This window comes from Barnesiella sp. An22 (assembly GCF_963931395.1).
In the GTDB taxonomy this organism is placed as follows: domain Bacteria; phylum Bacteroidota; class Bacteroidia; order Bacteroidales; family Barnesiellaceae; genus Barnesiella; species Barnesiella merdigallinarum.
In genome coordinates, this window is the sequence record NZ_OZ007014.1 from 1,819,347 (window position 1) to 1,839,711 (window position 20,365).

Sequence of the window (20,365 nt, forward strand, 5' to 3'; positions counted from 1 at the left end):
AATTTAACTTTAATAATTGATTTCTATACTCTTCCACTACAATAATCCATCTTATCTAATCTGCATCCAGCATCCTCCAATTCTCTCAGGAACAGTCGTGCACACATCTCCGCATCATCACCTGCCCGGTGGTGCTGTTCGTAAGGTATCTTGAACTGGTCGCAGAGATAATCCAGACTGTTGCAGCCGAAGTTGTAAAGCCTGCGTGCCGCACGGAGAGAACAATAATAAGTGATGTCCGGTTTCTCTATGCCATATAGTTCCAACGAGTGGCGGATGCAGTTGATGTCGAAAGCGGCATTGTGAGCCACAAGCACGGGAATGTCCTTAAGGTATCCGGATATTTCTGCCCATATTTCCGGAAATTCCGGTGAATTGACGGTATCATTCGGCCGGATGCCGTGAATCTGCATATTCCAATAGCTGTAGCTGTTTCCTTGCGGGCGGACGAGCCACGAACGGGTTTCCACAATCTTTCCGTTCCGCACCACGCAGATACCTGCCTCACAGACGGAGGCACGTTTGCCTGTAGCTGTCTCAAAGTCGATAGCAATGAAATTTACTCCTTGCATGGTTTATCCTCCTCCCAAGTATAATAGTCCAACATATTTTTGGCAAAGTTGTGCATTTCGTTACGCACGGATTCCGGCTCCAGCACTTCCACCTGGTCGCCTTGGGCAAGAACCAACTGATAGAAGTCGAATGTCGGTTTCAGATGGTACTCAAAGAGCGTGGACTCGTCATCGCCCTCTATCTCCCGTTGTGATTCGTGCAGGGGCAAGGTGCGCAGATAGTCAGCAAAACCACCGTAAGCCAAAAGAACAATGCGCTGTATAGGTTCATCCGATGTGATTACCCCACAGCATCCTTCGAAGTATTGGTTGACATCGAAGTTCTTCTTCATCTTGAATGCCTTGCCAGTGTCCTGGATGTCTGAGATACGGTCGAGGGCATATACCCGGTAGACATCGGCAGGCTTGATGCCTTTCTCTTTATTCCGGTTTGAATAGTAGGGACTGCGTGCCACCACATACCAGCGGCGTTTCACAACTTTCAGGCAGTATGGTTCTATCTCAAACGTGCTGGCTTCCGGTTTGTCGAATCCCTGGTGTGTGATGATCAACACACGATTGCGCCGCATGGCTTCGACTATGGGTGTGAGCCATGTTTGTCCCGACGGAATATCCTCAAAAATAATCCGGTCTTCCAGTTTATTGTCCGCCTGAATCTGGTTCAAGGTGGCATAGGAACTTATCAGCCAACTTTGCAGGTTGTTTCCTTCCAGTCGTTCCGGTTCATCTATGTAATACCGATAGCCGTCTTTCCGGTCACACTCAATATACACGTCGAAGATGTCCTTGATGGCTTTCTGATGATTGTGGAATGTGCGCAAAGGTAATTCCTCACCGTAGCCCAGTCCGCTTTCCTGCCAAAGCTCGCTGATTTCTTGAAATGTCAGGCGTTTGTATCGGCGCAGGGTATCTATCAGCCATACATACCGCCCAAAGAGATTTGCTGCCATACTGTTATTTAATGTTCTGCTACAAAGTTAGCAGTTTACTTGTGAAAAATTGCGGCACAACCTTATTTTTCTGCTTTTCAATTTATTTTTTTGTAGTTATGCCTCATTTTGGCACTTGACAACCCTTAATTTGCAGCAGAATTTGTGTTAAACCATTTAATAACAAGTAGTATGGCAACAAAAAACTGGAACAACGATTTTATGGCCAAAGTATTGGAAGAGGCTGCATGGAAAGAACTGTCAAGTGAGTTCGCTTGGAACGAACAACTGCTGGAAAAGTACAAGGACAAGGTGGTATGGAAAGAGATTTCCGACAATAGTAATATCCTTTGGACTGTATCCATGATTGAGAAGTTTAAGAACAAAGTGGATTGGGAGGAACTTTCCGGTTCCGACAACGAACATTTGTTTACAGCGGAAAATCTGGAAAGATACAAGGATTATTGGAATTGGTCCAAATTGTCGGGTAATTCCAGTGTAGAACTGACTCCTGCGCTCTTGGAGCAATTTGCTGACTATTGGGACTGGAATGAAATCATCGACTGCTATCGCCGGGATGAATTGTACAGTATGGAGTTTCTGGAGAAATACCAGGATTATATTCCGGCATCCGTCCTGCAGCGTTCCCGCTTATGGGACAAGTTGGTTGAAGACGAAAAGAAACAATTAAAAATACGCATCCTTTCATAAAACAAAATGAAAACCATAGAAGGCTATAACGTAAGAATCTTCACGGACAACATCGAGGACAGTGCCAGTGAGCAAATCAAGGAGTTGCTGTCCATCGATGTGTTCAGCAAGTGTAAAATCCGTATCATGCCCGATGTACATGCCGGAGCAGGCTGTGTCATAGGCTTTACCGGAGACTTAGGCGACAAGGTGATTCCGAATATCGTGGGCGTGGACATCGGCTGTGGCATCTTGGTACAACCGTTCGCCTGCAAGGGTGACATAGACTACCATGCCCTCAACGAGTTTATTCTTCGGTGTATACCGTCCGGCCGCAATTATCGGGATAGCCGTTATGCACCGCTCCCGCAAAAGTACATGGATGTATATCGTGAAGCCAAGGACATCATCAAACAGTTGCGTTGTTACCGCGAATTGAAAGAGACTAAACGCTTGAACGCCTCCATAGGCTCATTGGGCGGTGGAAATCACTTTATCGAACTGGACAAGGACAAATGTGGCATGACCTACTTGGTGGTCCATACCGGAAGCCGCAATTTAGGCAAGCAGGTGGCGCAGATCTATCAGAAGCTGGCCGTGAAATGCCAGTCGGGTTGGGCAGAACTGATGGAAGAGCAAAACCGCATGATTGCTGAATATAAAGCGGCAGGGCGTAAGGACGAATTGCAGGATGCCATACGCCAGCTGCATAATTCGTTCAAGATGCGCAAGCCCACGATACCGCCAGATTTGTCCTATCTGGAAGGTGTTTATCGTGAGGATTACCTGCATGATATGCGCCTTTGCCAGCAGTGGGCAAAGATGAACCGAGGTCTGATTGTCAATCTCATCATGGATTATTTTATATTACAGGGACATGTGGAAGCGAAGCCTTATGATTTGGCGTTTGAAAGTGTACATAACTACATAGGCGATGACAACATCATCCGCAAGGGGGCGATAGCCGCTTATGAGGGACAAAAGTGTATCATTCCGTTAAATATGCGCGACGGTTCACTTATCTGCATCGGTAAGGGTAATGTGGAGTGGAACTGTTCCGCTCCACATGGTGCCGGACGCATCATGAGCCGGAGTCAGGCATTCAAGACTATCTCTATGGATGATTATCGTGCTTCCATGCTTGGCATATACAGCGAAAGCCTGTCGGAAGAAACCAAGGATGAGTCACCCATGGTGTACAAACCGAAAGATGAAATCATCGGGAATATCCATTACACTGTAAACATTGTGAATGTGATAAAGCCAGTCTATAATTTCAAAGCAGCGGAATAATATGGATGAACCTAAAGAATTGACAAATTTGAATCAAGGTAGTTATGACTACCCATTGGCCGACGTTTCCCATCTATCAGAAAAAGAGAAACAGGACTTGCTAAGACGAGGAATGCACATTCCGAATGAATTGCATTCTGACGAGGAGTTTGAACAATGGGTAACAGTATTTGCTGAATGGAACACGTACAGCTACAGCGATGGACATAAGCCCACAGAGGAAGAAAGAAACGTCGAGAAAATGGTTACCGCAAGGTATGAACGTGGTTTATGGTATCACCGCAAACGTTTCAATGAATGGAAGAAAGGACATTTGCAACCGCTCATTGACGAGCTGGTGGAACACGCTGCCCATGCCCCCCAATACGACTGGCAGTTCTTATATGAATTGGAGTATGCCAAGCTACGCTGCATGAGAGCCTACTTCTCGCATTCCTTGATAGCGGACGAGAATGGAAACTTCGGTTTCAACCGCTGGATAGACACTTGTATCAGCCAGTTGAAATACATCAAAGATGATGGCTTGCATATTTCTCAGGAACAGATTGAGCAGATGAATATCAGGAATGTAGGAGATATAGTTCCTTCCTCCCTTGTTGACGCTTACAAAGAAGCACCGACACCGGGTGAGGAAGCCGACACACTTCCCGACAAGCTCTATTACGGCAAGAAGATATATGTCCGCAAGATGGAGCGGCTGTATTACCGGATACGTCTTTACAAGATGAGGGAGTGGTGGGAGTGAAAACTTGAGTAACATTAGGTAATCTAACAACTAAAAGGTATATTTGTTAGGAACTTCATAAAACTTATTGATTATGGAAACACTATCAGAACAATTAACCGAACTCTACAAACGTAAGTGGGGCGGCTTAATAGAACAATTGAAAGCCAACGGATTGAGAGGCCAACTGCAATGCCCCTTCTTGATTTCTGCATTACGAATAGCTGACATTGAAAAAAAGCGTGAAGAAAATAAATTGGATGTAGAAGAAAATCCTGAAAATGAAGCTTGGTATACTGACGCAGACATTAGAATAATGTTTTTCGGTCAGGAACCTTATATGTGGGAGAAATGGGATGAGGACATGAAAACTCCAGATGTGGGTGACCTGATGTATACATATGAAAAATTCTTGGATGATAATTATGTAACGCACAAGAACGGTGGATATTTTGACCAAGACAAGCTAAGAAGTCGGTTATTTAAATTCTCCATAAATGGAATTCTTTCATGTCTAATGGAAGAGATGGAAAAATCTTATCCAGGTAAAACCATCTCAATGATTTGGAACAATATCTCCAAAATGTCAGCCATTACAAAGTCGGGCGGTGGACCAGTCGATGCTTCAGTACATGAGATTGAACATGAATATTTTCATGTCATTCCTAAAGAAATCGAGATTCTTAAACCAAACATTCTAATCTTCTTCACAGGACCAGGTGAGAATACGTATTATAGATATATTCAGGAAAACTTTACCATGGATGGCGAACCGTTACCGTTAGCCTCCCTATCTGTACACGATGTGACCAAATTGCCAATCAAGGAAGTGGAGTTGGCTTACAAAACCCACCATCCCAACTCTACAATATCAGATAAAGCCCATTGGGATAATTATCATGCCATCCTTGCCGACATCAAAGAAAACATCGACCAATTATTAAAGAAAGAATAACTTGTGAATCACTTTGGCATAACCTAACCTCATCTTTGCATTGAAATAGATGGAAAGATGAGGTTTTATTTTCCCCTATGTACAACTAAAAATGGAAGAGTATGGAAAAGAAAAGCAATGTTGTGAGCAAACGTTTGCGAAAGCAACTGGATGAATTGGAGCGGAGCAAACGATATGATGAAGCTGCCCAACTGTTGGAACCTATTGCCCGGCGAGGCAATGCTGATGCACAATACGAGATGGGAGAACTGCTTTACCATAAAATGGTACATGAAGCGGAAGCAGTAGTCAGAAATTACTCCAACTTTGAGAAAGCTATATTTTGGTCAGACTTGTCAAGGAAACCAGAATTATGTAAAGCTGATTTCTCTGATTTCAGCAAAATGATTGATTGGTACGAAAAAGCTGCTAAGCAAAAACATATTAAGGCAATGGTAGAACTTGCCGAATGGTATACTCCGATAGTTAGCTGTTCGTCCGCCAAACACGTAATCAAGCAGTCATCGTTCTTTACCCTAAAATGTGACTTCAATCATGCATTGTCCTTATATATAGAAGCATTAGAAAGCGGCGGAGATGATTCTTTTTTTGATGTTTGTGTTATAGGAAATCTACTCCATTCGCCTCATGTACCCCAAAAGGTGAAAGATAAAGTAGTGAAAATACTCTATGTAAGGGCAAAGAAAGGTTGTTACCGTTCTGCTGACCATTTACTTCGCATTTGGGAAAGCAAATACCGAAGCCCACAAAGGAAGCCATATTATGACTTGCAGATAGATGAGCATGAATTGTTGCATACCGATTGGTTCCGGTTGTTGTTAGATCACGAGGCAGAATGTGAAAAGAAAAACGAGTATTCCGCGAGGAATGCACTTCGTTTACTATCTGATTTGGCTAAGAATGGCAACCAAGAAGCGTTGGATATGTTGACGGGTATCGGGATGAAAACGGGAGGCTCGTCTGCTTGTTGGGCTGGAGATGTCTATTATGAACGTAAGGAATACAAAAAAGCCTTGGAATGCTATTTGGCAGGAGAATATGTGTACAAACTGGGTGGAATGTATGAACGAGGCGAAGGCACCACACCCGATATGGAAAAAGCATTTTATTATTATAAGCAGGCAAATGACAATTATAACATAGGGCGAATGTATGAGCAGGGCCTTGGCACGAAGAAGGATTTGCGTAAAGCGTTTGAATGTTATCACAAAATTGTTGATAGAAAGATTTATGAGCATGATTCAGAGGAAGAGAAAAACAAAATTCTGTCTGCTCGCAGTTCATTCCGTCGCTTGAAAAAGATATTGTTCGAGCAAAAGGATGAGATAAGAATGACGGTTGCTGCCCAAGGGCAGAAATCCGTTTGCGGATTCTTGTTCACCAGTTATGGCGATTGCCAATTTACGATAGATTGGGGTGACGGACAAGTGGAAGAGATAAACAATGAGAAAGGGGAAGAAATCCATGCGGAACATACGTATGTGAAAAAAGGAGAATGGCATATCTGCTTGAAAAGTGATGAGACTCATACCCTCACCTCTTTCCATTACACTTGCGAAACGTGTACACTGAAAGCATTGGATGTAACGCAATGTCCGATACTTATCGACTTGTATTGTGTCAATCAAGGATTGAAACGTTTGAATGTTTCCAAAAATCCAAGACTGGGACGCCTGGTTTGCCGCGGCAACAAGTTGAAGATATTGAATATCCGGAAAAATAATCGCCTTACCCAACTTGACTGTTCTGACAACCCGGAGCTTTATCACGTAGATTGGAATCCACAATACTCAGCATTGACCAAGGTTTGCATGAAAAATATCATAAACCTTGACCAGTTGGGCTTTCTTGACTATTTGCTGAAACGGAACAAAGGACAAAAATGCGAACCCATCGCGGAAGCCTCGTTTGATCCCGTATTCTTGCCACTCTCTTATTATATGCGCTGCTTGAATTGGAGTGACGTGAAAGCAAAGATAAAAGAAGGTGGCTATCCAATATGGAAAGAACATTCATGGAAAAAGTATAAATCCGCATTCGATGATATGAGTTCACGAGAAGATTTCCACTACACAGGCATTGACCGTATTGTTTGCGAAGGCGGTTATACCTATTACTGGCTTTATAGCTCCCGTGAAAAAAAGTACGTCCACCAAGATCTTGAAGATGTTGTTATGAATCTTATGCCTTGGAGTGAAACGCTTGATATGCCTGTGGAGATAAGAGAAAAGGAAGGATGGATGATGTTCCCACAAGTGACTTGGGCAGATGTGTTTTGTCCCTGTTTCATTGAGATGACCTGTTCGCACTGGAAAGAAACGGAAGAAATTATTCAATGGGAGCGTGATTATTGGGAGCGACATCGCCAAAGACAGGAGAAATACGAATGAGACTGGACTATAAAGGAAAACATTTGTTCGCATTTTCGGACACGCATGGCAAGGAGGGCAACGCGAGGAAAAATGGAGCACAAAGTTTGGCAATGTCTCCACCTTTCAGGCGCTTTGCAAGACAGATAGTCAATCAGAGTTATAGCGTTTCCCGTTTTGGTCTATAATGTGCTGGCATACCAGATGGGCTTCCACCCAAAAATCATTTAACCGCAATAAGTCCGGAATGGAGTAAGGCTTGTGCGTGCAAATGTCATGTACGGCATGACACACAACAATATGCTCCAGTTCCGGACTGCGTAAATGCCCTTCCGCCCATGTCACGCCATCATCCCATACATCCACACAATGCAGCTGTTCATCCGTCATATCGGAAGTGTGTTGGGGCAAATAGCAGATTGAACATTCTTCTATTTCAGGTATCCCCCCACAGAAATCCTCATTCAGCAAGTAAATCAATTCTATCATATAAGCAAAGTCAGAACCATAAAAGCTGTCTTCCGGTAATTTCAAAATAGAATATTCTTCCTCGCCATACACATATTTCAATGTACCGCGAACTACATAATCGTCATCAAAAGCCTCATCTTTTGGGCTATCAATCAATGTACGATAGAGATTTGCCATGCGATGGTACATTTTCTTGGTCAAGTTATTCAGCAATTCGTTTACTGCCTCAAAGCGTTTGATTTCCTGCGAGGTTGCTTGAAACATCCGGTTGAGAATCAAGCTCCGTATACCTATCAAGTCCTGTATCTTTTCTATCTGTACTGCGCCGATATGCCTCAAATTAAGACTACCCTTTTCCTGTTCACCCATGAGTTTCTTGATTCCCGCTTCCACTTCCAATAGTAAAGCCCGTTTTTTATCCACATCATTTTCTTGATAGATGTAGTCTGTCAAATCATCTGCATATAAATCCATAACCGTCATATTTTGTTTAATGATGCGGCAAAAATAAATCAGCTTTATGCCAGATGGAAGCATAGGAATACTTTTCTCTCATAATAACAAAATCTTTTTAGCATATGCTTTAGTTTAGCATAACTTTATGCGATATTTGTAGTATCGAATTTAAATTTTTGTATTATGGAACAACTGACATTCAAATCTTTACTTATCCGGTTTGGTTTTGACGACATCTTACCTGAGTTTAAAGCATTATATCAGCGGAACCAGCCCAAACAAGCGCAACATGCTAATTGGGAAGCTTACCGTAGCGTATATCAAAAACTCCAGATGCATGATGTATCTGAATCCCAATATGCCATTTATTTGGTGTCAAGATGGGAAGGATGCTCACCGATGATTGATATGAATTGCTCTGTTTATGACCCAAAAGATGAAGATAGCGATTATTACCCAGTGGCAAGCTACTCTCCTTGGTCTGCTCTTTTAGGTATGGATATTCATATTGACGAAGATGTAACAATCACTTTACAAGAACTGACAGCCGGATTGCTTTGGGAAATCACTTATTACGGAGAAACAGAAGAAATGATTCAAGAACATCTTAAAAAAATGTTCAAATAGCTGATTTTGTAAAAGGAATGATATGACAAAAGATTTATTTGACAAATACATTTGGTTAGTAGACACTATCTACAGAGCCGGGAAAATCACGTTTGAGGAAATTAATGAGCGTTGGCTTCGTTCACGATTGAGTGAGGGAGAGGATATTCCTTTAAGAACCTTTCATAACTGGCGTATTGCCATCGAACAAGTATTTGATATAAATATCAATTGTAACCGAAAGGGAGGTTACTATTATTATATCGAAAATGCGGATGATATGCAAAAGGGAGGCATTCGCAACTGGTTGCTCAATACATTTGCCGTTAATAATCTGATAAACGAAAGCCATCATTTGAAACGGAGAATCCTGTTTGAAGAAATTCCTTCCGGCAGAAAATACCTCACGCCTGTCATTGAAGCCATGCGTGACGGATTAGAATTGGAGCTATATTAGGGACAGTCGTTTAATTCCGTCATTATGAGTCAATCGGCAGACTGTCCCGGTAATTTTTCCGATCGAACTCATCTTTTTATATTTTCGGCTCCGTTTCGGAGCCCCTTTTTTCATTTTTGGACCCAACTGGAGCCAATACTCCAGTGAAAGGGCCGTTTCTCACTCACCTCGAACATCAGGCAGCCTGAGCAATTTCGTTGACTTCCCGCCGGACGAGCTGTACTGCATTCGCCGTGTGGATGCCAAAGAAGATGTACAGGATTTCGGTCAACTTCGTCCTTGCCTTGACTATTACATCTATGGCCATCTGCACTACAGCCTGTTCTATACGCTCCTCCACGCGGTTCTTTATCACCGGCTTTTTACGGGAGATCTCCTGCAGGGCCAGTTCTCCGCCCTGCTCGTACAGTTCCTTGAAACGATAAAAACTGTCACGGCTGTATCCCATGATCTTGCAGGCTCGTGACACGTTTCCCAACTGTTGGGACAGCTCAAGCAGTCCCAGTTTGTTCTTGATGACTTTTTCTGATGTGGTCATAACTTAATCTGCTTTTATGTTACAAATCTACTCTTTTTATGCGTAACTGTCAGATTAAGTCTTGACTAATTCACTTTGATGCGTTTCAGGCCATAGTGTTCCTTCTGCGTTCCGAACGAGCCTTCCATCCTCGTTGCCCTCACCCTCGCCAGCTCGTTGCGGATGATGTCGTTCTCTTTCTTTTCCAAGGACGGACGGCCACGCTTGACGAATGACGTCTGTATTCCTCTATCCTTGCAGTACCCCCTGTTGGCGCTGCCGGCATAGCCTGCATCTCCTCCGACCTTCTTCGCCTCCACACCGAAGAGCTTTCGGTGCATCTTCAGGCAGTGCGTAAGCCTGGTTCCCTCGTTGAAGGCATTGAATGACAGCTTCTCGATGAATGAGAGTCCGTCAACCTGGATGTTGTTGCACTTCGCACCAAACTCTACGCTCTTCACTTCCTTGCCTCTCACGATCGGCCTCACATACGGCTTGCTGATGCTCACTATCCTGTCCTTGACACTCTCGCGAGGATTGTTGTTCTCGAAGTGGGCCTTCTGCTGGCGGTACACTCTTGTGATGATTTCAATATCGCTCTTCTGTCTGGCTGTCAGCAATTTCTCCGCGCCTGCATTCTCCCTCTCCAGTGTGCGGGTCTCCTTCAGTATCTTCCCCAAAAGGTTGAGCAGGCGTCTGGTCAGTTTCCTGGTCTGGACTTTCGTATGCCTGCGCCGCTTCCTGTACGACAGGTTGGCCTTCTCTACGTCTACGTACTTCGTCCTCGGACGGTGCACATTCAGCTTGGCACTCAGAGTGCACATTATCTCATATGACTTCTCTATTCCTTCCCACAGAAGCTTCGCATCCGTAGGATAGCGCATCTCGCTCTCGTAACAGGTTGCATCCGTATACATCGTATCCAGGTCCTTCATGTACGGTTTCCAGGCTCTTGCCAGTATCTCCTGCTGCTGTTGGATCTTCAGCCCGCGGGCCAGCTCCGAAAACACGTCGTCCAGAAGTTTGTAGTTCGTCAGAGGATGCATCGGGTCTATTCTCAAATCGCAGAAGAGCTGATAGTGGACGTTGCCGTTAAGATGCTCCATCAACCTCGGGCTGCTCAGACCTGTGTACATCTTCAGGAACATCAGCGCAACCTTGCCCTCCGGGGTGAAGTATGTTTTTCGTCCTTTCTTCGCTCTCATGCTCTTGCTTATCAGTCCAAAGTTCTCTGCCATCTCACCAAGCGGCAGCCTCTTCCTGATTTTTCCCAGCTCGCTAGTCTCGAACGTCCGCCTATACAATTCATAAAAATCGAACTCCGTGAAAGGAAGATCGGGTGATATTTCAGAGAAATTTTGTACCTTAGCCATGCAGATTAATTTTTGCGATACCTCCAAATTTGGCTTTTCTAGGGCAATTGGAGGTATTCTTTTTATCTTTAGCTAAGATACAAATTTTATATTACATTGGCAATCAATTCGTTATAAAGTTTTATTCTTTTTACGACAGTCCCTAAACTAAATATATTTTTTGTTTGTTTAGGAAATTGTATGGACAGAATCGCTATTGATTCTTTTTTTAACCATGAGAAGTGATATAAAATATTAAAAATTAAAGGATTATAAGATAACTGTAAAATAATAATATTTTTATAAGTTTTTTTATGGTGGTTTTTAGAATTGTCCTTACCTTTGCAGCTGTTGGAAATAGGGGAATTAGATGAGATAATTAGTCCTAATTGTTTCACTGTTTGCATCCCTGTTTTGGAGAATAAAGTTCTTATACATCGGTAGATTTGATCGATTTGTCAATCATCAATTGGGTAGATGAAAGAACATACTGCAAAACCCAAATTGCCTCCTCTCTTCTGCGATAGGGAAAGGAGAATTTGGCTGGTGTTGGATTTGTTAGAAGACCGGGAAATTCTCTTCTCGGTGTCCCCAGAGAATGTAAAAGTGTTTAACTAGGTTCTTAGAACTAACCATTTGTTTGAGAATAACATAATGGATGTTTGTAATGCTTTTTATCAGATGAAGCTGATTTTATGAAGGGAGAATAGGGGATGATAATAAGCTTGTAAATTCAATAGAATATTTCTGCATGGAAATTGGGTCAATGTGTTGAAAATATATTGTAAAATGAGGAATTAAATCTAATATTTTTATGGGTTATATTTCGATTTTGTTGTTGTTTTTTTTTATCAGTTTGGGATTTTCCATATTTATTATTCCAAGAATTTTATTGATTTCGTTCAAGAAGCATCTGTTCGATATACCGGATGAGCGTAAAGTACACCATGGTGTGATTCCTCGCTTGGGTGGCGTTTCGTTTTTCCCGGCCGTAATTTTTACATTGGCGCTGATGACTGGCCTGAATCGAATTTACGGTCCGGAAGTATTCCCGTCGATAATCAGTAGTGGCGACACGGCTGTGCTTTCGTTTGGGTTGAGCAGCTTGTTACTCTTGTATTTGACTGGTATTACCGACGATTTGATAGGCGTTCGCTATTATCAAAAGTTCATTGTTCAGATATTCTGTGCCATACTGCTGGTTACCTCGGGATTGTGGATAAACAATCTGTATGGCATTTTCGGAATTTATGAGTTGCCGGCATCGGTGGGGATTCCATTTACCGTCTTTACGATTGTGTTTATCACCAACGCCATCAACCTGATCGATGGAATCGATGGCTTGGCATCTGGCTTGAGTGGTATCGCTCTCCTCTTTTTTACCGTACTCTTTGCCTATCAACGAGTGTGGTTGTATGCTTCGCTTGCGATTGTGACACTGGGTACACTTATTCCGTTTTTTTACTACAATGTGTTCGGCAACCCTGCTCGGGGTCGTAAAATCTTCATGGGCGATACCGGTTCTTTGACGATTGGCTTTGTGTTGAGTATCCTGGCTATTCGTTTCAGTATGTCCGATGTCACGGTGTTGCATCGTGTTCCTGATGCGATTGTCATTGCCTTTTCGGTATTGATTACTCCCGTATTCGATGTGGTTCGGGTCATTTTGCACCGGGCCCGTTTTCATAAAAATATCTTCAGTCCCGACAAAAATCATATCCATCATAAGTTCTTGGCATTAGGTTTTACACACCGGGCAGCCATGATTACGATTCTGCTCATCTCTGCCGGATTTGCCGCCATGAACTTGTTGTTGCTTACTCATGTAAATATCAACGTCCTGTTGTTCCTGGATATCTTTATTTGGACTGTGATGCAGCTTTATCTGTCTTATCGGATAAAACAGGTAAAGGAAGCTTCCGATTCGAAACACTGATTTGCTAACAGTTATTTTTTATCTGATGAAATATATTTCAAGAGTTTTCATGTGCATGATACTTGTAGGACTGGTATCGTGTGTCCCTTCCAAGAAAATGATTTATCTGCAAGGTGCCGAAGAGATGTCTGGAACGCCTCAAACCATCGCGCAGAATTATGAGTTGAAGATTGTTCCCGACGATCAGTTGCTGATTACGGTCAGTAGCAAAGATGAAGAGTTGTTGGAGCTCTTTGCCAATAGTCAACTTTTAGGTAGTTCTACCTCTTCTTCTTCAACGATTCAAGAAGCAATAGGTCTTCGGGTCGACAAGCAAGGGAAAATCGAGGTTCCTATTTTGGGCGAGATGCAGGCTGCCGGATTGACTCGCGGTGAACTGGCCAAGGCTATTGAAGCCAAATTGATTGAAGGTGAGTATCTGAATGATCCGACGGTAACAGTTCAACTTAAAGATTTCAAGGTGACGGTAATGGGTGAGGTAAACAGTCCGGGAGTTCAAGCTATATCAGGCGATCGGGTGACGATTCTCGAAGCTTTGACAATGGCGGGCGACCTTACTCCGTCGGGAAAACGTGATAATATTCTGGTTGTCCGCGAGGAGGGTGACCAGCGAGTAAGCTATGTTGTCGATTTGACTTCGAGCGAAAAGGTACTGACTTCGCCCTGTTACTATTTGAAGCAAAACGATGTTGTGTATGTACAGCCCAACAAGTCGATAGGGGTGAAGGGTAGTGCTACCCTGTCGTTTGTTTCGGCCAGTAGCAGTATCTTATCGGTTATCGCTTCGGTATTATCTATCGTATCAATGATTATAGTATTAAAAGACAAGTAATTTCTCTATATATGGAGCTCATTCAAGAAACTAAAAACGAGAAGAAGAATGAAGGGGGTATAACCCTGCGTGATATCGTCGAGTTGGTATTCGACAACTGGTATTGGATCGTATTGTCGGTTGCCGTGTGTGTCTCGGTTGCTTGGATCTATTTGGCCATGCAGACACCTCTGTACAAGCGAAGTGCTGTAATGCTGGTCAAAGCCGAAAATAAATCGAATAACGATATGTCGGCTCTCTTGGAGTTGAATGGCGGTATATCGGGTAGCGGCGTAGAAAACGAGATCTATATTTTGCAATCGCGTCAACTGATGCGCGAGGTTGTGGAGCGTTTGAATCTCGACGTAACCTATCAGGTAAAAGACTTCTTACATAACAAGCAGTTGTATGCCGAGTCGCCCCTTCGGGTCCATTTCCTCGATGCCTACACGTTGCCAGTTTCGATGAAAGTATCGCCGATTGATGAGAATTATTATGCGTTGAAGGAGTTGAGTGTAGGAGGAAAGAAAACCAACGAAGGCAACCAGCAGATTGCTTTTGGCGATACCCTTGTTTCGGATGCAGGTCGCATTGTAGTTGAGTCGGTTCCCGAGTTCCTCCCGGCATATTACAATGTCCCGGTCGAGGTTTCCCGTATGGATTTGAATACGGCAGCCGATATTTATCACTCGTTGATTTCGGCTGCCTTGGCTGGTGAGCGTACGACATTGGTCCAGATTAACTGTGTCGACTCCAATATTTCTCGTGCCGAAGCTATTCTGATGGCCTTAATCGATGTGTATCGTGAAACCATTATCGAAGATAAAAACCGCATAGCTACCAGTACGGCCAAGTTTATCAACGAGCGGGTTGAGATTATCAGCCGGGAGTTGGGCGATGTCGAGAATGAATTGACCGATTTCAAACAGAAAAATCGTATTGTCAGTATCGATGCTTCAGCCAATCAGTTTATGAGTGAGAACAGCCAGATGCGTACTGAACTGGTACAACTTGAAACCGAGTATGCTATCGCGCAAGCCGTACAGCGGGCATTCACCAATGATAAAGACAATAAACAGCTGATACCGAATGTGTCGGGGGTGGGCGATGCTGGTTTGCAAAGCCAGATAGAAGCCTACAATGAGATGCTGCTGCAACGTGAGCGCCTGGCTGCCAATTCGGGAGAGAACAACCCTTTGGTACGTGATCTTGACAAGAACTTGGCTTCGGTTAGAATCAACTTGGCCTCTTCGTTGAGCAACTACATCTCTACGTTGAAACTGAAGCTGGAGAAGGCCCGCAAGGTCGAGGAACAAACTTTGAATTATATCGAGTCGGTACCCCAACAGGAAAAGCAGGCCTTGGGTATCATGCGTCAACAAAACATAAAAGAGGCTCTCTATACCTTCTTGCTGAACAAACGGGAAGAGAATGCCATGCAGTTGGCTATTACCGAAGCCAATATTCGAGTGATAGAAACTCCGTTTGGTTCGTCGGCACCCGTAGCTCCGGCTCGTAGAATGTTCTTGATGGGTGCATTTATCATAGGTCTCATTATTCCCTTGGCTATCCAGTTGCTGCGCCTGATGTGGAATACGAGCGTAAGAGGTCGTAAGGATGTGGAAGACTATACGTCGATGCCTATCTTGGGCGAGATTCCATCAATGAAAGAGGAGAAGGGAGAGCAAGCTATTGTCGTGGCCGAGAACAAGACCAGCAGTGTAGCTGAGTCGTTCCGTCTATTGCGTTCCAATATGGATTTTGTAGCGCCCAAAGCCCGTGTGATTATGTTCACCTCGACTATTCCCGGTGAGGGTAAGAGCTTTGTCTCTCGTAACTTTGCGGTAACACTGGCCATGACCAACAAGAAAGTTATCCTGCTCGATATGGACTTGCGTAAACGGACCTTGAGCAAGACGTTGGACTTGACTACGAAAAATGGCGTATCTACTTGGCTGTCGGGCAAAAACAACAACGTAGCCGAGCTGATACAACCCAGTAATATTCACAAACAGTTCGATATGATTTCGGCCGGAATTATGCCGCCCAATCCTTCAGAACTGCTTATGAGCGACCGTTTCCCGGCCTTGATCGAAGAGTTGAAGAAATTGTACGATTATGTCATCCTCGACTGTGTACCCGCCATGGTTGTTGCCGATGCTGGTATCATTGGTCGTGTAGCCGACCTTACAATATATGTCATTCGCTCCGGAGTCTTGGATCGTCGCTATCTGCCCGAATTGGAAAAACTCTATCAAGATAACAAATTCAAAAATCTCACCGTCGTCCTCAACGGCATTGAAATGGAGAGCAAGAAATACGGCTATGGTTACGGTTACGGTTATGGCTACGGCTATGGCTATGGTTATGGTGCCGATCAAGGGCGAAAGAAAAAACGTAACGTCGTCTATAAATGGGCACATAAGATAGTCCGTATTTTTAGAGGATAATTTTGGTAGTAGTATCACTTTAATCGTAGTATGTAAGAGAGTAGTAGTCTATGCCTCAACAAGAGTCGCGGGTCAAAAAGTCACTGTTGAATGCGAGAGTCAATCTCATATTCTACTTTTTGACTCTTGTCCTATCGTTCTTTTCTCGGAAAATATTTCTCGATACTTTAGGTGCCGATTTCGTAGGCCTTACGGGAACACTGCAGAATCTACTTGGCTTTTTAAACTTGGCCGAATTGGGTATTGGTAGTGCTATTGGATATGTGTTGTATAAGCCTCTATTCGATCACGATGAAGAAAAAATCAACGAAATTATTTCTGTCTTTGGGTATCTCTATCGCTGGATAGGATTTATTATCTTGGGCGCTGGTCTTGTATTGGCTTGCTTCCTCCCCCTGATATTTCCCAATACCCAATTCGAGATGGGCATCATCTTCTTTGCCTATTTCTCCTTTTTGGCATCATCGCTAATCGGCTATTTTGCCAACTACAAGCAAACCTTTTTAGGAGCCGATCAGAAGAACTACGTGGTCACTGCCTATTTCCAAACGGCAACGATTATCAAGACCCTTATCCAAATGGCAAGTGCCTACTACACGGGCAGCTACTACCTGTGGGTTGTGATAGAGTTGACATTTGGTGTCATCTACTCTTTTATACTCAACTGGAAAATCAATCAAGTTTATCCCTGGTTACACAGCGAAGTCCGCTTGGGCAAGAAACTGTTCAAAAAGTATCCGGAGGTGATGAAATACACCAAGCAGTTGTTTGTGCAAAAAATTAGTGGCATAGTTCAATGGCAAACTACTCCGTTTTTGATATATACATTTGTAAATCTAAAAGTAGTAGCTTTCTATGGTAATTATACAATTATAACAGATAAGTTGGCTGTTTTTGTGAATACATTTTTGGAAAGTACTGGGGCTGGTATTGGAAATTTAATAGCAGAAGGGAATAAGTCTAAAATAAAATCTGTGTTTTGGGAGTTGCTCAGTGCACGTTATTTTATTGCTGGAACGATCTGTTTCTCAATCTATCATTTAATAGACCCGTTTATTGTTTTATGGTTAGGAAAAGAGTATATATTAGATCATATAATTCTTGTTTTAATAACGATTAGTATATTTATAAGTTATACTCGAGGAGGTGTAATGCAATTCTTATATGGGTATGGTCTATTTCGTGATGTTTGGGCTCCTGTTGCAGAGATTGTGTTAAATCTTGGGACTGCTATTATTTGTGGTAAGTTATATGGATTACCAGGAGTACTAATGGGTGGAATAGTAAGTCAAATACTCATTGTTGGAATTTGGAAGCCTTATTTTTTATATCATTGTGGGTTTAAAGAAAGTGTATTCTATTATTGGGGAACTTGGATAAAATATGTGATGTTGATATTTATTCCATGGATTGCTATTGAGTTATTCTTTTTACCCATACTTGATATAAATCCATCGCACTCTTTTCTCTCTTGGATTTTGTATGCTGGTATAATCGTATTGTTATATTCGATTAGTAGCATGATTTTATTATTTGTATTTACATCGGGAATGAAAAATTTTTTATATAGATTTATAAATAAAAAGAAATGAAAAGATTAAAATCATTTGTTGCTAAAATATTAAGACGATTGCTACCATTTAAGTATTATAAATTGGTTGCAAATGGATTTATTATAGTTCCATCATATTATAAATCAATTATAGAGGATGCCGAAAAGTATATGAATCTATCTTTGCTAGATAGTCCTGAAAAAGATGTGCTTTTGATGCGTAAATATGCACATATATTAGACAAGGGCTTGCATAGGAGAGATGCTGAACCAGGACATAGTAAAAGTGTATATGAGAACTTGAAATTACTAATAGGAAAATTGTCTAAAACAAGATATAGTAAAGATGCCACATATATATGGGCAGAGTCGAAGCTGGAAAAGTATGAAATGCTTCAGCGAGATCCTAAATCATTTGAACCATTTTGTGGAGAACCTGTAACATCGCAAATTAGTTATGAAAATTTATTTTCATTAATTAAGCAACGGCGTTCTAATCGGGTATTTAAGGAGCGACAAATTTCAGAAGATGTGATAAGACATTTGAAAGAGGTCGCAAATTGGGCTGCAAGTAGTTGTAATAAACAGCCGATACAACTATTTGTTACGAATAATCCTGACTTATCAAAAAAGTGTTTGGCATGTTGTAAAGGCGGAACAGGTTTTAGCGATTATATACCTTCTTTTTGGGCGTTTACTGCAAATGTTAGAGGGTATGTCTGGCCCAGTGAGATGTATTTACCTTATATTGATGTGAGTTTAGGAGCTCAGAATCTCTTTTTAGCAGCAGAAACATTTGGTGTATCAGGAACTGTTTTGTCTTGGGCTCAAAAAAATAAACAAGAAGAACTTCAGTTAAAAAGTTTATTGTCTATTCCTGATGATTGTACTATTGTTTTTTGTGCCGTACTTGGTTATCCTTTATATCGTTATTTAACACCTATAAGAAAAAATGTAGAATGAATATATTATTAATTCATCAGTATGCTGGGAACAAGGGTGACAGAGCTGTCTTGTTCGCGATGTGCTCTATGATAAAATCATTGGACAACTCGGTTCACATTAGTGTTTCCACTTCTTCTCCGGAATTGTGGGATAACTATGAATATTATAAGGAACAAGAAATAGAATTTATTCCATCAGCTTGGGATTATGAGAGGATTGATAAATGTCGATGGTATTGGAATAAGATTAATCGACTAAAAAAATATACATTTACACTTATGCGGGAATGCTATTTAAATGGATGTTCCAGATTAGTTAATACATTCTTAATCAATCCGATATTTTATAGAATCGCAAAAAAAGCAGATGTAGTCATCAGTGTTGGAGGTCATCATTTTACGACAATTCTATCGAGAGACTTGGTCTCTTCTATAAATTTTGATGCGATGGCTATTCTTTCGATGGGAAAAAATTTGAGTTGTTTTTCTCAATCATTTGGCCCATTTGTTTTCTATAATAAAAGAAATCAGATTCTTACGCAGAAAATTTTGCAAAAGTGTATATCTTTATATGTAAGAGAGGATGTTGCTCGACAATATTTGCTCCAATTAGGTATATCAAGTTCTAAAATTAAAGATACTTATGAGTCTGTTTTGAGTTTGAATTCTTTGTTTAAGACGTATGAGTATCCTAGTGCGAGAGAAAAGAGAATAGGAATAGCTATATATAGTACACAACTTAAAGAGGAAAATAGAGAACGATATGTAGAGTGTATTTCATCATTTGCAGATTATGCGATAGATAAGGGGTATCTGGTTCGATTTTTCCCTATGGAGTTGAAAAATTCTTTGCCTGATGATCGGCCTGTTATATTGGATATTATAAGTAGGATCGATAATAAAAACCTGTGTGATTTTATTGATAGAGATTTACCTACAGATGAACACTTACGAGAAGTTGCGAAATGTCAAATTTTTGTCGGACACAAAACTCATTCAACAATTTTTGCTCTTGCTACTGGAACTCCTCTTATTGGTATAGCTTATCATCCTAAAACCGAGGAGTTTATGAAGCAGTTTTCGGTTTCTTTTTATTGTGTAGTTGATAAAAATCTTTCAAGTGAAATATTAATGAATAAACTTGATAACATTGAATCTGAGCTTGATCAGGTTGGAGTGTCTTTATTTAGTAAAGCTCGTGTTTTATCGGATAAAATTTTGGGAGATCTAAAAAAGGTTATATATTTAAATTAGGTGTTTTACTGAATAATAAATTCCTTA

The 20,365-nt window shown here is 41.8% G+C and carries 17 protein-coding genes and 1 pseudogene; 13 read left to right on the forward strand and 5 right to left on the reverse strand.

Annotated elements, in window-relative coordinates:
- Positions 1 to 23: 23 nt before the first annotated feature.
- Positions 24 to 572, reverse strand: coding sequence for a 3'-5' exonuclease (locus ABGT88_RS07415; protein WP_346701275.1), 549 nt, complete (start codon positions 570 to 572; stop codon positions 24 to 26).
- Positions 560 to 1,522, reverse strand: coding sequence for a WYL domain-containing protein (locus tag ABGT88_RS07420; RefSeq protein WP_346701277.1), 963 nt, complete (start codon positions 1,520 to 1,522; stop codon positions 560 to 562). Before ABGT88_RS07420 ends, ABGT88_RS07415 begins: the two co-directional genes overlap by 13 nt.
- Positions 1,523 to 1,693: 171 nt before the next feature.
- On the opposite strand from ABGT88_RS07420, the gene ABGT88_RS07425 reads away from it, so the two are divergent.
- The 5 genes from ABGT88_RS07425 to ABGT88_RS07445 all read left to right on the forward strand — a co-directional run bounded on the left by ABGT88_RS07425 (position 1,694) and on the right by ABGT88_RS07445 (position 7,553).
- Positions 1,694 to 2,212 (forward strand): hypothetical protein, encoded by a 519-nt coding sequence (locus tag ABGT88_RS07425; protein ID WP_346701279.1) that lies wholly within the window; start codon positions 1,694 to 1,696, stop codon positions 2,210 to 2,212.
- A gap of 6 nt (positions 2,213 to 2,218) precedes the next feature.
- Positions 2,219 to 3,484 (forward strand): RtcB family protein, encoded by a 1,266-nt coding sequence (locus ABGT88_RS07430; protein ID WP_346701281.1) that lies wholly within the window; start codon positions 2,219 to 2,221, stop codon positions 3,482 to 3,484.
- A gap of 1 nt (position 3,485) precedes the next feature.
- Positions 3,486 to 4,229 (forward strand): hypothetical protein, encoded by a 744-nt coding sequence (locus tag ABGT88_RS07435; protein WP_346701283.1) that lies wholly within the window; start codon positions 3,486 to 3,488, stop codon positions 4,227 to 4,229.
- Positions 4,230 to 4,302: 73 nt separating this feature from the next.
- Positions 4,303 to 5,163, forward strand: coding sequence for a hypothetical protein (locus tag ABGT88_RS07440; RefSeq protein WP_346701285.1), 861 nt, complete (start codon positions 4,303 to 4,305; stop codon positions 5,161 to 5,163).
- 101 nt (positions 5,164 to 5,264) lie between these two features.
- Positions 5,265 to 7,553 carry a hypothetical protein gene (locus ABGT88_RS07445; RefSeq protein WP_346701287.1) on the forward strand — a complete coding sequence of 763 codons (2,289 nt, stop codon included), beginning with the start codon at positions 5,265 to 5,267 and terminating at the stop codon, positions 7,551 to 7,553.
- Positions 7,554 to 7,682: 129 nt separating this feature from the next.
- Here the strand turns inward: ABGT88_RS07445 and ABGT88_RS07450 are convergent, their stop codons facing one another.
- Entirely contained in the window at positions 7,683 to 8,477 is a 795-nt protein-coding gene (locus ABGT88_RS07450) for a hypothetical protein (RefSeq protein WP_022232493.1), read from the reverse strand.
- Between the two features lie 165 nt (positions 8,478 to 8,642).
- On the opposite strand from ABGT88_RS07450, the gene ABGT88_RS07455 reads away from it, so the two are divergent.
- Both ABGT88_RS07455 and ABGT88_RS07460 read left to right on the forward strand, forming a co-directional pair.
- Positions 8,643 to 9,086, forward strand: a complete 444-nt coding sequence (locus tag ABGT88_RS07455) for a DUF6557 family protein (protein ID WP_022232494.1) — start codon at positions 8,643 to 8,645, stop codon at positions 9,084 to 9,086.
- A gap of 22 nt (positions 9,087 to 9,108) precedes the next feature.
- The gene (locus ABGT88_RS07460) at positions 9,109 to 9,522 is read left to right on the forward strand and encodes a hypothetical protein (RefSeq protein ID WP_346701290.1); all 414 of its coding nucleotides are present in this window, start codon (positions 9,109 to 9,111) and stop codon (positions 9,520 to 9,522) included.
- A 295-nt stretch (positions 9,523 to 9,817) separates the two neighbouring features.
- Here the strand turns inward: ABGT88_RS07460 and ABGT88_RS07465 are convergent.
- Both ABGT88_RS07465 and ABGT88_RS07470 read right to left on the reverse strand, forming a co-directional pair.
- A pseudogene (locus ABGT88_RS07465) lies at positions 9,818 to 10,060 on the reverse strand (helix-turn-helix domain-containing protein); the annotation flags it as partial.
- Positions 10,061 to 10,125: 65 nt separating this feature from the next.
- Complete coding sequence (locus ABGT88_RS07470) at positions 10,126 to 11,412, reverse strand: transposase (protein ID WP_346701292.1); 1,287 nt, start codon at positions 11,410 to 11,412, stop codon at positions 10,126 to 10,128.
- Between the two features lie 793 nt (positions 11,413 to 12,205).
- Between ABGT88_RS07470 and ABGT88_RS07475 the strand changes: the two genes are divergently transcribed.
- The 6 genes from ABGT88_RS07475 (at position 12,206) to ABGT88_RS07500 (ending at position 20,338) form a co-directional block, all read left to right on the forward strand.
- Entirely contained in the window at positions 12,206 to 13,327 is a 1,122-nt protein-coding gene (locus ABGT88_RS07475; protein WP_346701294.1) for an MraY family glycosyltransferase, read from the forward strand.
- Between the two features lie 97 nt (positions 13,328 to 13,424).
- Positions 13,425 to 14,159: a polysaccharide biosynthesis/export family protein gene (locus tag ABGT88_RS07480; RefSeq protein ID WP_346701296.1), complete on the forward strand. Its 735-nt coding sequence runs from the start codon at positions 13,425 to 13,427 to the stop codon at positions 14,157 to 14,159.
- Between the two features lie 11 nt (positions 14,160 to 14,170).
- Positions 14,171 to 16,588, forward strand: coding sequence for a polysaccharide biosynthesis tyrosine autokinase (locus ABGT88_RS07485; RefSeq protein ID WP_346701298.1), 2,418 nt, complete (start codon positions 14,171 to 14,173; stop codon positions 16,586 to 16,588).
- A gap of 50 nt (positions 16,589 to 16,638) precedes the next feature.
- A complete protein-coding gene (locus tag ABGT88_RS07490) occupies positions 16,639 to 18,180 on the forward strand; it encodes a sugar transporter (protein ID WP_346701300.1) in 1,542 nt (513 codons plus the stop codon).
- Entirely contained in the window at positions 18,177 to 19,103 is a 927-nt protein-coding gene (locus ABGT88_RS07495; RefSeq protein ID WP_346701302.1) for a nitroreductase family protein, read from the forward strand. Before ABGT88_RS07490 ends, ABGT88_RS07495 begins: the two co-directional genes overlap by 4 nt.
- Positions 19,100 to 20,338, forward strand: coding sequence for a polysaccharide pyruvyl transferase family protein (locus tag ABGT88_RS07500; protein WP_346701304.1), 1,239 nt, complete (start codon positions 19,100 to 19,102; stop codon positions 20,336 to 20,338). Before ABGT88_RS07495 ends, ABGT88_RS07500 begins: the two co-directional genes overlap by 4 nt.
- The last annotated feature ends 27 nt before the right edge of the window (positions 20,339 to 20,365 follow it).

Bases quoted from the DNA above. Each gene is read 5' to 3' on its own strand.
- ABGT88_RS07435 (WP_346701283.1), top strand. From the start codon at position 3,486: ATGGATGAACCTAAAGAATTGACAAATTTGAATCAAGGTAGTTATGAC.
- ABGT88_RS07420 (WP_346701277.1), bottom strand. From the start codon at position 1,522: ATGGCAGCAAATCTCTTTGGGCGGTATGTATGGCTGATAGATACCCTG.
- ABGT88_RS07445 (WP_346701287.1), top strand. From the start codon at position 5,265: ATGGAAAAGAAAAGCAATGTTGTGAGCAAACGTTTGCGAAAGCAACTG.
- ABGT88_RS07490 (WP_346701300.1), top strand. From the start codon at position 16,639: ATGCCTCAACAAGAGTCGCGGGTCAAAAAGTCACTGTTGAATGCGAGA.
- ABGT88_RS07460 (WP_346701290.1), top strand. From the start codon at position 9,109: ATGACAAAAGATTTATTTGACAAATACATTTGGTTAGTAGACACTATC.
- ABGT88_RS07415 (WP_346701275.1), bottom strand. From the start codon at position 572: ATGCAAGGAGTAAATTTCATTGCTATCGACTTTGAGACAGCTACAGGC.
- ABGT88_RS07430 (WP_346701281.1), top strand. From the start codon at position 2,219: ATGAAAACCATAGAAGGCTATAACGTAAGAATCTTCACGGACAACATC.
- ABGT88_RS07440 (WP_346701285.1), top strand. From the start codon at position 4,303: ATGGAAACACTATCAGAACAATTAACCGAACTCTACAAACGTAAGTGG.
- ABGT88_RS07470 (WP_346701292.1), bottom strand. From the start codon at position 11,412: ATGGCTAAGGTACAAAATTTCTCTGAAATATCACCCGATCTTCCTTTC.
- ABGT88_RS07450 (WP_022232493.1), bottom strand. From the start codon at position 8,477: ATGGATTTATATGCAGATGATTTGACAGACTACATCTATCAAGAAAAT.
- ABGT88_RS07480 (WP_346701296.1), top strand. From the start codon at position 13,425: ATGATTTATCTGCAAGGTGCCGAAGAGATGTCTGGAACGCCTCAAACC.
- ABGT88_RS07455 (WP_022232494.1), top strand. From the start codon at position 8,643: ATGGAACAACTGACATTCAAATCTTTACTTATCCGGTTTGGTTTTGAC.
- ABGT88_RS07485 (WP_346701298.1), top strand. From the start codon at position 14,171: ATGGAGCTCATTCAAGAAACTAAAAACGAGAAGAAGAATGAAGGGGGT.
- ABGT88_RS07425 (WP_346701279.1), top strand. From the start codon at position 1,694: ATGGCAACAAAAAACTGGAACAACGATTTTATGGCCAAAGTATTGGAA.
- ABGT88_RS07495 (WP_346701302.1), top strand. From the start codon at position 18,177: ATGAAAAGATTAAAATCATTTGTTGCTAAAATATTAAGACGATTGCTA.
- ABGT88_RS07475 (WP_346701294.1), top strand. From the start codon at position 12,206: ATGGGTTATATTTCGATTTTGTTGTTGTTTTTTTTTATCAGTTTGGGA.
- ABGT88_RS07500 (WP_346701304.1), top strand. From the start codon at position 19,100: ATGAATATATTATTAATTCATCAGTATGCTGGGAACAAGGGTGACAGA.